Below are 12891 nucleotides of genomic sequence, written 5' to 3'. Positions count from 1 at the left end.
AAGGATGTGCTCAGAGCGCCGGTCGATCCGCCCCGTGGCGGGTCGACCGGTTTTACCGTGGACGGCGCCGGGGTTCCCGGCGAATGGCCCAGTCGAAACGAGCCCAAGTGGCCAGGGTTATGGGCCATTCGGCTTCCTGTCCTGGGCGCTTTGTTCCTCGGGGCCGGACTGGCAGTCGAACCCGCGGGGCACTGGGCAGAAAGGGCTCGGACGGCCGTCGCGTATGCCGTATGACGGACCGTGTCAGTCGCATCACGACCGGGCCAGTGGCACGGCGGCAGGTCACCTACGGTCAATGGCCCGCGTCAGTCGTCCACCATCAGTTGCCGAGCCGTATCCAGACCGGCGCGTGGTCGGAGCCCGTGGCATCGCGGCGCTCGGTGGGGATCTCGTCGACCGACGGCAGCGCCGGTGGTTCGGCGGCGCCGACGATGCCGGTGCCCGCCGCCGCGACCCGGTCGAGGAGCTGATGGCTGATCATGATGTGATCGATCAGCTCGGGCCGTCCGGCGTGGACACGGGAGTAGCGCCGGTCCTCGGGTATCCACGGCGCCACGTTCCACAGGCGCACCGCATCACCCTTGTCCTCGCGCAGGAAACCTGGAGTGCCGATCTCGGAGCCCGGCGGACCGTGCAGGATCTGCGTCGTGGCGGCGGACGGCTCGTCGTTGAGGTCGCCCAGGACGACCACGGCCCTCTCCTTGCCCTGTTCCTCCAGCAACTCGTCGGCCATGGACCGCATGGTCACCGACTCGGCGCCGCGGCGGAACAGCGCGTAGGCCGCGTATCGCGCGCGCTCGCCCTCGTCGTGCGGCTGGAACCGGTCACCGGGATAGGTGAGCAGCTTGGACTTGAGATGGCAGACGGCCATCCACAGTTGCGGCCCCTCGTCCGGCTCGACGCGTACGGCGAGGGCCCCGCGGCCCATCGTGGCGGTCGGGTCGGCGCTGTCGTCGCCCTGCACGGCCCGCAGGCGCTGCGGGAACGTCTGGGTGTCGGAGACGACATCGAGCGGATGCCTGCTGAGGAATCCGACCCGGATGCCCCGGCCGTCATGATGCTTCGACAGCGCCGTGTGCCAGGTGCCGGGCAGCAGGCCCGTCAGATCCTGCAGCGCCTCGGGATCGCCGACCTCCTGGATGCCGAGGACCGTCGGTGCGAGCGCTTCGACCGTGGTGGCGAGCGCGGCGAGCTTCGCTTCGTAGACGACCCCGTCACGCGGCCCGTAGGGCCCTCCGGGCCGGTAGAGGTTCTCGAGGTTCCATGTCCCGAGGAGCATGGCCGGCTCCCGTCCTGTGACTGCCCGGACTGCCATCGTGACAGTGCTGGGCGGGAGCGGCCAGTGCACGGACGCGGACCGTCCGGCCCCGCTCGGGGCGGACGGGCCGGGTCGGGGAGCGTCGGTCAGGACGCTTCGACGGCCTTCTTGATCCGCTGCCCGAAGGCGTCGGCGTCCTTGCGGGCCGCGCCCACGGCGATACCGGCGAGAGCCTTCCCGATGCCGTGGCCCTCCAGCACATTGAAGATGCGCACCTTCGTGGTCCCGGGGCCGGTGGACTCGAGGTCGTACCCGCCTTCCTTCGCGGTCACGAGGTTCTTCGACGTCTCGGCCCAGCGGATTCTGGTGGGAGCCGTGAACTCGGTGATGCGGAACTCACGCTTGGTGGTGAGTCCGGCGTCCTTGACCGTACTCGTGAAGACGGTCCCGACCGTCGTCGGTCCCGGCGGCGTCTTGTCGATCTTCTGCACTCGTGGGCTGAACTCGCGGTCGTTCGTACCGTCGCCGAGGAAGGCGAACACCTCCTCGATCGGGCGGTTGACCTCGACTGTTGCCTCGAACTGACCGGCCATGATTCCTCCACTGACTGCTCGTGACGAGCTGCGGGGTTCCGGGCAGCTCTCCAGGCCCACGAGCAGTGTCCCAGCAGGGGCGCGGGCCGTCGCCGTGACTGAGAATCCGCTCTGCCATCGGGGTGAACACCGCGGCGGGCCCGCGCGTAATACACGGCAGGCCGCCGGGCCACCAAGGAGGTCTGCCGAGAATGACCGCGCATCGCACCGCCACCGTCGCCGCGCTGGCCGGCGTCGTGCCGCTCGTGCTTACGGCGCTCGCCGCCGGGCCGGCGCAGGCTCATGGAGCGCCGACCGACCCGCTCAGCAGGATCGCCGCGTGTGGTCCCGAGGGGATCCGGCAGGGATCGGCGGCCTGCCGCACGGCCGTCGCGGCCAACGGCGGCACGGCCCTGGGCGCATGGGACAACCTCCGAGTGGCCGACGTACGGGGCAGGGACCGTCAGGTCATCCCGGACGGGCAGCTGTGCAGCGCGGGACTGCGTGACTACCGGGGACTGGACACGACACGTGCGAACTGGCCCACCACACCGCTGAAGGCGGGGGCCGGCCTCACGATGACCTATCGGTCGACGATCCCGCACCGGGGCACGTTCAGCCTGTATCTCACCGAGGAGGGTTACGATCCGGCTGCTCCGCTGCGCTGGTCCGACCTGCGGAGCGAGCCGTTCGCGAGGGTGACCGATCCCCCGCTCAGGGACGGGGCGTACCGCATCCGAGGAAAGCTCCCCGCCGGGCTGACCGGGCGTCATGTGCTGTACACGATCTGGCGGAACACCGATACGCCGGACACCTACTACTCCTGCTCCGACGTGGTGCTGCGGGGCGAGGAGGACACCCCGCCCGCCCGGCCCGCGCCGGAGGAGGCGGCGGCCCCGCCTCCCCAGTCGCAGCCGCCCACCGCCGAACCGCCTGCGGACGACGCTTCGGCGGCCGGGCAGGCCCCGCCGCCGCAGGCGTCCACGCCACCGTCCGTACCGGAACACCCCGTCGTCGGGGGCGCGGCGCGGCCGCAGGCCGTGGCGGACACGGGTAAGGACAACTCGACCGTCCTCATCGGCGCCGTCGCCGCCGTGCTCGCCTTGCTCGCCGTGAGCACCTCCGTGCTGCTGCGCCGACGCAGGTAGCGGCAAAAACGCCGCCCCGGGGATCGGTGCGGTGGCGCTTCCTCCGTTCAGCGCTCCGGCCCGTTAGGGATGTCCGCGGCGGGGTACCTCTGCGCGGACCGGACAGCGCGACGGGGCGAGGAACTCATGAAGATCGGGTACAAACTGGCGGCCGAGGCGTTCGGCCCGGCCGAACTGGTACGGCAGGCGGTTCTGGCGGAGCAGGCGGGCTTCGACTTCGTCGAGATCAGCGACCACTACCACCCCTGGCTGGACAACCAGGGACACTCACCCTTCGCCTGGACCGTCCTCGGTACCATCGCCGCCAAAACCGAGCACATCGAGCTCGCCACCGGCGTGACCTGTCCGACCATCCGCTACCACCCCGCGATCATCGCGCAGGCGGCGGCGACGCTCGCCCTGCTGTCGGACGGCCGCTTCACGCTGGGCGTCGGCTCGGGGGAGCGGCTCAACGAGCACGTCGTCGGCCGCGGTTATCCGGCTGTCGCCGAACGCCACGAGCTGCTGCGCGAGGCGCTGGAGATCATCCGGCTGCTGTGGCGCGGCGGCTACCGGTCGTACGAGGGCAAGCACCTGCGCCTCGAGGACGCCCGTGTCTTCGACCTCCCCGACGAACTGCCACCGATCGCGGTGGCCGTGAGCGGGAAGGCGTCGACGGCGATCGCGGCGGAGCTGGGTGACGCGTTGTTCGCCACCGAGCCCGACCCGGAGATCGTCCCGCAGTACCGCGCCGCCGGTGGCAGCGGGCCGGGATACGCGGAGGTCCCTCTCGCCTGGGCACCCGATGAACACACCGCCGCCCAGGCGGCGCTGGAGACCACTCGCTGGGCGCTGACGGGCTGGAAGGTGATGAGCGAGCTGCCCAACCCGGTCAACTTCGACGCGGCGACCGGCACGGTGCGCGAGGAGGACATCCTCGAACACTTCGCCTGCGGCTCCGACCCGGAACGCCATGTCGCGGTGGCGCAGCCGTACGTCGACGCCGGCTTCGACCGGCTGGTCATGATGAACTCGGGCCCGGACCCGGACGGGTTCATCGACTTCTACCGTCAGAAACTCGACGGCCGTATGCGGCAGTTGAAGCCGAGCGGCGCCTGAGGTGCCTTGGCGGGATTGACGGGTTCACGAGTCGCTCAGCAGCCGGCTCCGCGGTGAGCGGTGCCGTGCCGCGTTGAGCAGCGCGTGGATGCGTACGCCGGCCTGGTCGATGTCCTTGACGGGCGAGGGGAACGGCAGGCGGGCGTCCTGGTGCGAGCGCGCGTACTCCAGACGCAGGATGATGCCGTACCGGTCGATGGCGACGGGCAGGACCCGCCGCACGCCCAGCGCCAGGCGCGGTTTCACCAGGCGCAGCAGCAGTTGGACGATGTCGCCGTGGTCGTCCACCAGGTGCGTCAGCATGCCGGCCTCGCAGGTGGCCAGGGGATCGGTGTCAGCTTCCATCAGCTCTTCGAGGCCGACGGTGATCCGCTCCCCTCCCGTGTCGAGGACGGCGTGGGCAAGCGCCATGCACCGGCTGCCCGTCGGCGCCGCGTGCCGGGAGGCCGTCAGCAGCCGTCCCGCCAGGAGGACGCGGGCGCGGACCCGGTCGCGTACCGGAGTGGGTGCGACGTCGGTGAACTCCAGCGTGGCACGCGTGTGTCCGTTCGTGGTTCCGTCCGTGCCGCCGCCGGCGCCCGTCGGGGGGTGGAGGTGGATGTGCTCGGTGGCGCCGGACCCGTACAGCCGGGAGACCTCCGTACGCCCCTCGTCCGTGACGATGGTCATCGAGTCGGCTGCCATCAGGATCGACCGGATTCGTTCCGCGCTGGTCGGCTGCGCTATGGGGGTGGTGAACAGGCGCATCCAGATCTCCGCTGTCGAAGGTACTTAGGGTTGCCTAACCTAATCACTCTCCGGCTCTGTGCCAAGCTCGCGCGCCGCGACCAGGAGTGGCCGAAACTTGGCCCGAGGGGCAACGCCCGGCCGGGCGTGGGCAGACGGAGGGCGCATGGAGCCGATCGACGGCGTGGAGGTCCTCTTCTTCGAGGACGACGGCCGACTGGAGGCCTGGCTCGCCGAGCATCACGGCCTCGCGGCAGGGGTGTGGCTGAAGCTCGCCAAGAAGAGCTCGGGGATCCCGTCCGTGACGGCCGGTCAGGTCATCGACGTCGCCCTCTGCTACGGCTGGATCGACGGTCAGCGCCGCTCGCTCGACGCGTCGTACTACCTGCAGAAGATCACCCCTCGCCGCGCGAGGAGCCAGTGGTCCCAGGTCAATGTCGGCAAGGTCGCGGCGCTCGAAGAGGCCGGGCGGATGCGGGACCCGGGCCGGGCGCAGGTGGAGGCGGCCAAGGCCGACGGCCGGTGGGAGGCGGCGTACGCATCCCAGAAGACGGCGAGTGTGCCGCCCGACCTGGCGGCTGCCCTGGACGCCGCCGAAACGGCGAAGGCCTTCTTCGACCGGCTCAACAGGACTGACCGCTACGGCGTGATCCTCCAATTGCTGCGGGCGCGTACGCCCACGGCGAGGGCGGCGAAACTGGAGTCGGTGATGGCCCAGCTACAGGCGGAGCGCAGGCCTCAATAGACCGTCCACCGCGCGCTGTTGAGCGGGCACCGGCCGACGCGCGTCCGACCGCATCGGCGGGTGCCCGGCCCACCGGCTCTGGGCTCGCTCCCCTCGGCGGGCGGGCACAGGCGATGTCCCGCCGTACCCGTCACGGAATGAGCAGCGCCTTGCCCGGGACCGAACGGGCCTCGATCGCACGGTGGGCGTCGGCCGCCCGGGACAGCGGGAACTCCCGCGCGATCACCGGGCGCAGCCGCCCCGCCGCGGCCTCGGCCAGCGCCTTCGTCGCCAGCCGCACCACGTCCGGCGGTCCGAACTGCACATCCGCGATCCCCCGCAGGGTGATGCCCCGCGCCCGCGCGCTCTTCTCGTCGAGCTCCGCGAACCCGCCGCTCGACGCGCCGTGGGCCGACACGCGGCCGCCGTCCGCCACCAGGGCGAAGGCGCGTGCGCCGAGTTCGCCGCCGACGCCGTCCAGCAGGACGTCCACGTCCCGTCCCCCGAACGCCTCACGGACCTCATCCGTCCAGCCGTCCCCGGTGTAGTCGACGACGGTATCGGCCCCCAGGCGCTCCACCAGCGCCAGCTTCTGTTCCCCGCGTGCCGCCCCGACGATCCGTGCCCCCGCCGCGTGCGCGAGCTGAACCAGCAGTGTGCCCATGCCGCCCGCGGCCCCCAGGACGAGCACCCGGTCGCCCGGCGCCATGCCTGCCACCTCCGCGATGCCGATGCCGGTCACACCGTCGTGGGCGAGCGCGGCTGCCTCTCGCGGGCCGAGGCCGTCGGGAACGGGCACCAGCCGGTCGACCCCGGTGCGGACGAGTTCGGCGTACGTACCTCTCGTGCCCGGCCCGGCCAGCACCCGGCGCCCGGTCCACGACGGGTCGACCCCGGGGCCGGTGGAGACGACGATTCCGGCCGCGGCGCCTCCCGGCACGTACGGCGGGGTGATGTCGAACGCCTCGCCCCAGCCGCCACGGATCTGCGTCTCGACGAAGATGGTGTCGATTGCCTCGGCCCTTACGACGACCTCCCCGTGCCCCGCGACGGGGTCCGGCCGCTCCACCGGCACGAGCACCTCGGGACCCCCGTACCCGTCTACTCGGATCGCGCGCATGCGGTCACACCTCACCTCGGTTGCGGCCGGGAGCCCCGGCGCTGTGTCTGGTTGAGTCTCGAACGTCAACCGCGCTTGAGGTCAAGGCACCCTCTCAGCGCCTCCCGTATCCGGGACGCGGACGCCGGGCGGTGAAAGGAGGGTGCGAGCAGAATGAGCATGCGAGTGGTGGGCGCTCCTCGACCGTGATCCGCTGGGTGAGCGCCGAGAAAGGAAAGACCATGTCCCATGACTCCTCCGTGTCGCCCGAGGCCTCCGATTCCCCCGACGACAAGGTTCTCTTCCTCACCTTCGGGGATCCCAGCCACGCCTACGAGGCCTTTCACCTCGTCACCGAGCTTCCCGGGGTGGACCAGGCGGCGATCATGGAGCGCTCCCCGGCCGGCTTTCTGTCGGTGCCCGAGAGCTATACGTCGTCCGCCGGCCGCTCCACGCTCCTCGGCGGATCGATCGGCGCGCTGCTCGGCCTGCTCGGTGGCCCGGTCGGGCTGCTGTTCGGCTGGGGCGCGGGAACCATGATCGGAATGGTGGCCGACAACGACGACGCCACGGACTCGGTCGACAGCCTCACCTACTTCAGCCGTGGTGTCGCCGACGGCACCAACGTCCTGATCGTCGGCATGACCGAGCCGGACCCCGCCGTCGTCGACACCATGGCCGCGCGCCTCGGCGGCACGGTCGTTCGGATCCCGGCAGAGGAGGTGACCGCCGAGGTGAGAGCCGCCCAGGACGCCGCCGCCACGGCGGTGCGGGAGGCGCGCAGACAGCATCGGGAGAGCCGGGGCACGGAATTCCGGGAGAAGGTCGGCGCGCTCTTCCACCACCAGGGCTCCTGACGGCAGCCGCGCCCCGATGCCTACCGCGGCGGACCGGGACGACGGTACGCGCCGACCGCGCCCCGTCGAGCGTCTTGCCGCGTCCGTCGCCCTGGTGGCGCTGCCCGCAGCGCTGATCATCCTCGTCGTCGGAGCCTTCAGGAACTGGGCAGCCCTGCTGGCGGCCGTCGTGGCGCTCCTCGTCGCCGTGATCGCCGGCTGGCACGTCGTCACACGCAAGGGCCTGCGGCGCGCCGCAGCCGGCCTGGTCGCCGCTCTCGCGTTCGTCGTCCTGCTCGCCGCCGGGATTCTCGCGGACCTCGACCTGTCGCGCGTCGCGGTGATCCTCGTACTGATCGCGCTGTCCGCGGCGACGGCGCGCATCGCACTGCGCCGACGTGCCAGGACCGCGACGGTCACCCGCCCCGCGCCGCGGCCTGCCCGGCCGGTCCTGCTGATGAACCCGAGGTCCGGCGGCGGCAAGGCCGAGCGGTTCGGGCTGGCGGACGAATGCCGCCGCCGCGGCATCGAGGCAGTCCCGCTGCGGCCCGGGGACGACCTGCGAGAACTCGCCGAGGAAGCCGTCGCGCGAGGCGCCGACGCGATCGGCATGGCCGGCGGGGACGGCTCGCACGCGGTCGCCGCGGAGGTCGCGGCACGGCACGGGATTCCGTACGTCGTGGTCCCCGCGGGCACACGCAACCACCTCGCGCTCGACCTCGGACTGAACCGTGACGACGTGGTCGGCGCGCTCGACGCGTTCAGCGACGGGACGGAGCGGCGGATCGACCTGGCGAGCGTCAACGGCCGCGTCTTCGTCAACAACGCCTCACTCGGCCTGTACGCGCACGTGGTGCGGACACCGCGCTACCGCGATGCCAAGCTCAGAACCGCCGTCGAGGCGATGCCCGACGTCCTCGGCCCGGACGCCGTCCCGCCTGATCTGCGGTTCACGGGACCCGACGGCACCGAGTTCTCCACCGCGCAGCTGATCCTCGTCTCGAACGGCCCCTATCTGCTCGACCGCCTCGAAGGCCTCGGCACGCGTGAGCGCATGGATTCCGGGCGTCTCGGCGTGGTGACGCTGACGATCCGCGACGCCTCCGAAGCCGTACGGTTCACCACCCTCCAGGCGACCGGGCAGATCCGGCGGTTCCCGGGCTGGCGCCAGTGGACCGCGGACCGGTTCGAGGTGCGCTCGGACGGCCCGCTGGACGTCGGAGTCGACGGTGAGGCGGTGACGTTCGAGCCGCCCGTCGTCTTCGCCGTACTGCCGGGTGCTCTGCGCCTGCGGGTGCCCCGGCACGCGGTCGGCGTCTCACCTGCGGGCCGGGCGGTCCATCTGCTCTCACGGTCGACCGTCGCCGCGCTCGTCGCGGTGTGCGTGGGCCGTGCGCCCGACGGGAGCGGCGAGAAGCCGTAGCCGGGGCGTGCCGAACGCGGCGGTGCGCCGGTGTAGCGCTGTGGATTCCTTGCGGGGACGCGGAGTCCGGCCTCTGCGCGAGGCTCGTCACCGTCACGCCACCAGCGGCCGGTCCTGAGGTGCCACCGGGGCCGGCAGCACGGTGGAACCGCTCAGATAGCTGTCCGTCGCCGCCGCGGCCGAGCGGCCCTCCGCGATGGCCCACACCACGAGGGACTGCCCGCGCCCCGCGTCGCCGGCGACGAAGACCCCGTCCGCCCGTGAGCGTGCCGGCTCGGTCCGCTCCACTGTCTCGGCCGCGAAGCAGGCGTTCCTGGCGAAGTTGCCGCGGTCGTCCAGCGTCAGCCCGAGTTGCGCGATCAGGCCGCTGCCCCGCTCGGGACCGGAGAAGCCCAGGGCGAGGAGGACGAGGTCCGCGGGGATCCTCTGCTCGGTGTCCGGGCGTGGCTGTCTGGCCGTCGGCTCCACCTCCGTCAGATGCAGCGCGCCCACCTGCCCCGCCCGGCCCTCGTCGAAGCGCAGGGTGGCGGAGGAGAAGACACGCGGGTCCGTGCCCTCACGACCCCGGGCCTCCTCGTGCGCGTGGGAGATCCGGTACACCTTCGGGTACACGGGCCAGGGTTCCGTGGCACGTCTCGCCTCGCCGGGCTCCGGATTGATGTCCAGCTGTACGACCGAGGCCGCGCCCTGGCGCAGGACCGTGCCCAGGCAGTCGGAGCCGGTGTCCCCGCCACCGATGATCACCACGTGCTTGCCGGCGGCCGTGACGGGAGGTGCGGCGTAGTCGCCCTCGCAGACCCGGTTGGCGAAGGTGAGGTAGTCCATCGCCTGGTGGATGCCCGACAGCTCCCGGCCGGGGACGGGCAGCTCACGCTGCTCGCGCGCCCCCACGGCGAGGATCACGGCGTCATGCCGCCTGAGGAGTTCGGTGGCGTCGAGATCGCCGCCCACGTCCACGCCCGTACGGAACTTGGTCCCCTCCGCCCGCATCTGGCCGAGCCGCCGGTCCAGGTGCTGCTTCTCCATCTTGAACGCGGGGATGCCGTAGCGCAGCAGTCCGCCGATGCGGTCGGCGCGCTCGTACACGGCGACGGTGTGACCGATGCGCGTGAGCTGTTGCGCCGCCGCCAGCCCCGCCGGCCCCGAGCCGACCACGGCCACCGTCTTCCCGCTGAGACGCTCGGGCGGTTGCGGGGTGGCGTAGCCGCGGGCCCAGATCTCGTCGGCGATGGCGTTCTCGACATTCTTGATCGTCACCGGGTCGGCGTTGATGGTCAGTACGCAGGCGTCCTCGCAGGGCGCCGGGCACAGCCGTCCGGTGAACTCCGGGAAGTTGTTCGTCGCGTGCAGCCTTTCCGCCGCGTCGCGCCAGCTGCCGCGGGCCGCGTAGGCGTTCCACTCCGGGATCAGGTTTCCGAGCGGGCAGCCGCTGTGACAGAACGGTATGCCGCAGTCCATGCAGCGTCCGGCCTGCTCGGCGACGAGCGGCAGCTGTGACTGCCCGGCGTACACCTCGTCCCAGTCGTTCAGCCGTTCTGTCACGGGGCGCGGGGGGACGGGCCGGCGGGGAATTTTGAGGAAGCCGAAAGGATCGGTCATGCGCCGCCTCCATGCGCACACGCGGTGCATTACGGCCTTCTCGCCAGCGTACGCCTGCTTTGTGCCGCTTTCAGCTGTCCGCCGCCCGAAAGCCGGAAGGGCGACACGGCCCGCGGGGCCCGGCCGTGAAGGCCGGGCCCCGGGGGCGATCTACCGCCTCGGCCGGAGCTACGCCCGGGCGAACGGATCCGGAGTCGTCCGCGGCCGGGTCGGCACGGTGCCCACCACCGGCTGGTGGCGCGCGAACTCCGTCTCCAGCACCCCCTCTCCCCGGCTCAGGGCGGGCAGTTGCCGGTGCAGCGCGTGCACGGACGCCGCCGGGATCTCGCCCTCCAGTACGTAGGACATCCCCCGCGGCACAGGCGTGTTCAGGTTCGCCCGCAAGCGGCCCAGCACCGGCAGAACCTGCCCCAGCAGATCAGCCGGGAATTCGAGCCGGAACCGGTGCATCGGCTCGTACACCCGCGTACCGGCCTCGTGCAGGGCGCTCATCACAACCAGCGGCGTCAGATTGCGGAAATCCCCCGCCGTGCTGGACATGCCCTTGTCGAAAACTGCGTGGGAATGGCTCTGCCTCGCCCAGTAGCCGGAATGCGTCATCGTGACCGTGCAGTCGGTGACCTCCCATCCGTGAATCCCCTCCCGCAATGTCTCAGGAACGGTTTCCTCGACCGCCGTGATGAAGGAATAGGGCAGCGATCCGAGTTCGATCTCCAGCCGGAATTCCACACCGGATCCGATCGGCGCCGGGTCGATCCGCAGACCGATCGTCGCCAGGAAAGGGTTGGGATCCTTGTCGATGATCTGAAGTGCGGAGCCCGCGCCGGCCGGTCGTTCGAGACAGATGGTGGTCGTTTCGCGGAAGGTCACGTCGACGCCGAAATCGGCGGCCAGCGTCGCCTGGACGACCTCCTTCTGCACTTCACCGTAGAGCGAGACCGCGACCTCCTGGCGCAGATCGTCCTGGCGCAGACCGATCAGCGGATCCTGCTCGGCGAGCCGGCTGAGCGCCGCGTGCATCGCGCCCTTGTCCGCGGCCCGGACCGGCACCACAACCGTCTCCAGCGTCGGCGGGGCGAAGTGGTGGCCGCTCGCGGGGGAGGCGGGCGGGGAGCCGATCGCGTCACCGATGCGGACGTCGTGCAGACCCCACAGCTTGCCGATCTGCCCGGCCGTGACGGCAGGGCCGCGTACGGCCGGCCCTCGGTCGAACACCTCGATCGCGGTCACCTTGCCCTCCGCGCCGGACCCGACCGGCAACCGGTCCCGCGTCCGCACGGTGCCCGACAGCATCCGGACGTACGCGATCTTCTCGCCTGCCGGGCCGCGCTCCACCTTGAACACCGTGCCGGACACCGGCCCGTCGCCGCCGCCCTCGCCGGCCGGCAGCAGCTCGCGCACCCCGGCGATCAGCGCGTCCACACCGGTGCCCGTGATGGCCGATCCGAAGAACACCGGATGGACCTGTGCCCGTGCGGTCTGCGCGGCCAGTTCTGTACGGAGCAGGTCGTAGGACACCGCTGTCTCGTCTCGCACATACTCCGCGAGCAGTGCGTCGTCCTGCCCGGAGAGCAGATCGACCAGCCGGGTCGTGAAGGCAGGGTCGGCCGCCGTGCACGGGGTGAAGGAGACGTCACCCGTGCCCGCAGCCCCGACGACCCCCATCGGGATCACGGCCTCGGTCAGCTTCTCGCAGACGTCCCGCAGCACCCGCCCGGGAGCCGCGCCACCGCGGTCGATCTTGTTCACGAAGACAAGGGTGGGAATGCACAGCCGTCGCAGGGTCCGCATCAGCACCCGCGTCTGCGCCTGGACCCCTTCCACGGCGGAGACGACGAGCACCGCTCCGTCGAGCACGCTCAGCACCCGCTCGACCTCGGCGATGAAGTCCGGGTGGCCGGGAGTGTCGATCAGATTGACCGTGATGTCGTCCACGGCGAAGGAGACGACGGCGGATTTGATGGTGATGCCGCGCTGCCGTTCCAGGTCGAGTGAATCGGTCTGGGTGCTGCCGTCGTCCACGCTGCCGATGGCGTCGATGACACCGGCGGCGTGCAGAAGCCGCTCGGTCAGGCTGGTCTTACCTGCGTCGACATGCGCCAGAATTCCCAAGTTCAACGTACGCACGAACTGTCATGCCCTCTGGGTAGATGGAAATTCCCTTCTCGATGGACATGAGAGTTCCGCGCATAACCGTCTCCTCGGTCGTTCGGTGTCGACGGCCGTTCGACCGTCGTTCGCCGGGCAATTCCAGCAGCGGCCGGTGTCGTCGGGCAACCGATTTACGCGGTGGCGCCACGGGCACAGGACGAAGTGGCCCGGGGGCCTGTTCCCACCGCTTCAGATGTCCCATGACACTTCGCGTGCCCGTGACACCGTCAGATCACGCACCCCGGAACGGTGCTCTC

General features: G+C 71.1%; 11 protein-coding genes. 5 read left to right on the top strand and 6 right to left on the bottom strand.

Annotation, left to right across the window (positions count from 1 at the left end; genetic code table 11):
• Positions 1-319: 319 nt before the first annotated feature.
• Together ABTX78_RS21700 and ABTX78_RS21695 are read right to left on the bottom strand one after the other, a co-directional pair.
• Positions 320-1279: an endonuclease/exonuclease/phosphatase family protein gene (locus ABTX78_RS21700; RefSeq protein ID WP_352208425.1), complete on the bottom strand. Its 960-nt coding sequence runs from the start codon at positions 1277-1279 to the stop codon at positions 320-322.
• A gap of 125 nt (positions 1280-1404) precedes the next feature.
• Positions 1405-1851, bottom strand: coding sequence for an SRPBCC family protein (locus tag ABTX78_RS21695; RefSeq protein ID WP_352208424.1), 447 nt, complete (start codon positions 1849-1851; stop codon positions 1405-1407).
• A gap of 191 nt (positions 1852-2042) precedes the next feature.
• Here ABTX78_RS21695 and ABTX78_RS21690 point away from each other — a divergent pair, with 191 nt between their 5' ends.
• Together ABTX78_RS21690 and ABTX78_RS21685 are read left to right on the top strand one after the other, a co-directional pair.
• Positions 2043-2978 carry a lytic polysaccharide monooxygenase auxiliary activity family 9 protein gene (locus ABTX78_RS21690; RefSeq protein ID WP_352208423.1) on the top strand — a complete coding sequence of 312 codons (936 nt, stop codon included), beginning with the start codon at positions 2043-2045 and terminating at the stop codon, positions 2976-2978.
• A gap of 126 nt (positions 2979-3104) precedes the next feature.
• Positions 3105-4076: a TIGR03557 family F420-dependent LLM class oxidoreductase gene (locus tag ABTX78_RS21685; RefSeq protein ID WP_352208422.1), complete on the top strand. Its 972-nt coding sequence runs from the start codon at positions 3105-3107 to the stop codon at positions 4074-4076.
• A gap of 24 nt (positions 4077-4100) precedes the next feature.
• On the opposite strand, the gene ABTX78_RS21680 is transcribed toward ABTX78_RS21685, so the two are convergent.
• Complete coding sequence (locus ABTX78_RS21680; protein WP_352208421.1) at positions 4101-4823, bottom strand: DUF2470 domain-containing protein; 723 nt, start codon at positions 4821-4823, stop codon at positions 4101-4103.
• A gap of 145 nt (positions 4824-4968) precedes the next feature.
• On the opposite strand from ABTX78_RS21680, the gene ABTX78_RS21675 reads away from it, so the two are divergent.
• Positions 4969-5547: a YdeI/OmpD-associated family protein gene (locus ABTX78_RS21675; protein WP_352208420.1), complete on the top strand. Its 579-nt coding sequence runs from the start codon at positions 4969-4971 to the stop codon at positions 5545-5547.
• A gap of 130 nt (positions 5548-5677) precedes the next feature.
• Here the strand turns inward: ABTX78_RS21675 and ABTX78_RS21670 are convergent, their stop codons facing one another.
• Positions 5678-6646, bottom strand: coding sequence for a zinc-binding dehydrogenase (locus ABTX78_RS21670; protein ID WP_352208419.1), 969 nt, complete (start codon positions 6644-6646; stop codon positions 5678-5680).
• A gap of 221 nt (positions 6647-6867) precedes the next feature.
• Here ABTX78_RS21670 and ABTX78_RS21665 point away from each other — a divergent pair, with 221 nt between their 5' ends.
• Both ABTX78_RS21665 and ABTX78_RS21660 read left to right on the top strand, forming a co-directional pair.
• Positions 6868-7482, top strand: coding sequence for a histidine kinase (locus ABTX78_RS21665; protein WP_352208418.1), 615 nt, complete (start codon positions 6868-6870; stop codon positions 7480-7482).
• 16 nt (positions 7483-7498) lie between these two features.
• Complete coding sequence (locus ABTX78_RS21660) at positions 7499-8884, top strand: diacylglycerol/lipid kinase family protein (RefSeq protein ID WP_352208417.1); 1386 nt, start codon at positions 7499-7501, stop codon at positions 8882-8884.
• A gap of 93 nt (positions 8885-8977) precedes the next feature.
• Here the strand turns inward: ABTX78_RS21660 and ABTX78_RS21655 are convergent, their stop codons facing one another.
• Complete coding sequence (locus ABTX78_RS21655) at positions 8978-10483, bottom strand: glutamate synthase subunit beta (protein WP_352208416.1); 1506 nt, start codon at positions 10481-10483, stop codon at positions 8978-8980.
• 168 nt (positions 10484-10651) lie between these two features.
• Positions 10652-12610, bottom strand: coding sequence for a GTP-binding protein (locus ABTX78_RS21650; RefSeq protein ID WP_352208415.1), 1959 nt, complete (start codon positions 12608-12610; stop codon positions 10652-10654).
• Positions 12611-12891 lie beyond the last annotated feature (281 nt).

This window comes from Streptomyces sp. NPDC096193 (genome assembly GCF_040302905.1).
Lineage (GTDB): Bacteria > Actinomycetota > Actinomycetes > Streptomycetales > Streptomycetaceae > Streptomyces.
Note: the sequence above shows the minus strand (reverse complement) of the source record. Positions and strands in the feature narration are given on the sequence as shown.

Excerpts from the sequence above, each read along its gene's own strand:
- ABTX78_RS21690 (WP_352208423.1), top strand. The coding sequence starts at position 2,043 with ATGACCGCGCATCGCACCGCCACCGTCGCCGCGCTGGCCGGCGTCGTG.
- ABTX78_RS21695 (WP_352208424.1), bottom strand. The coding sequence starts at position 1,851 with ATGGCCGGTCAGTTCGAGGCAACAGTCGAGGTCAACCGCCCGATCGAG.
- ABTX78_RS21685 (WP_352208422.1), top strand. The coding sequence starts at position 3,105 with ATGAAGATCGGGTACAAACTGGCGGCCGAGGCGTTCGGCCCGGCCGAA.
- ABTX78_RS21660 (WP_352208417.1), top strand. The coding sequence starts at position 7,499 with ATGCCTACCGCGGCGGACCGGGACGACGGTACGCGCCGACCGCGCCCC.
- ABTX78_RS21655 (WP_352208416.1), bottom strand. The coding sequence starts at position 10,483 with ATGACCGATCCTTTCGGCTTCCTCAAAATTCCCCGCCGGCCCGTCCCC.
- ABTX78_RS21700 (WP_352208425.1), bottom strand. The coding sequence starts at position 1,279 with ATGCTCCTCGGGACATGGAACCTCGAGAACCTCTACCGGCCCGGAGGG.
- ABTX78_RS21670 (WP_352208419.1), bottom strand. The coding sequence starts at position 6,646 with ATGCGCGCGATCCGAGTAGACGGGTACGGGGGTCCCGAGGTGCTCGTG.
- ABTX78_RS21675 (WP_352208420.1), top strand. The coding sequence starts at position 4,969 with ATGGAGCCGATCGACGGCGTGGAGGTCCTCTTCTTCGAGGACGACGGC.
- ABTX78_RS21680 (WP_352208421.1), bottom strand. The coding sequence starts at position 4,823 with ATGCGCCTGTTCACCACCCCCATAGCGCAGCCGACCAGCGCGGAACGA.
- ABTX78_RS21665 (WP_352208418.1), top strand. The coding sequence starts at position 6,868 with ATGTCCCATGACTCCTCCGTGTCGCCCGAGGCCTCCGATTCCCCCGAC.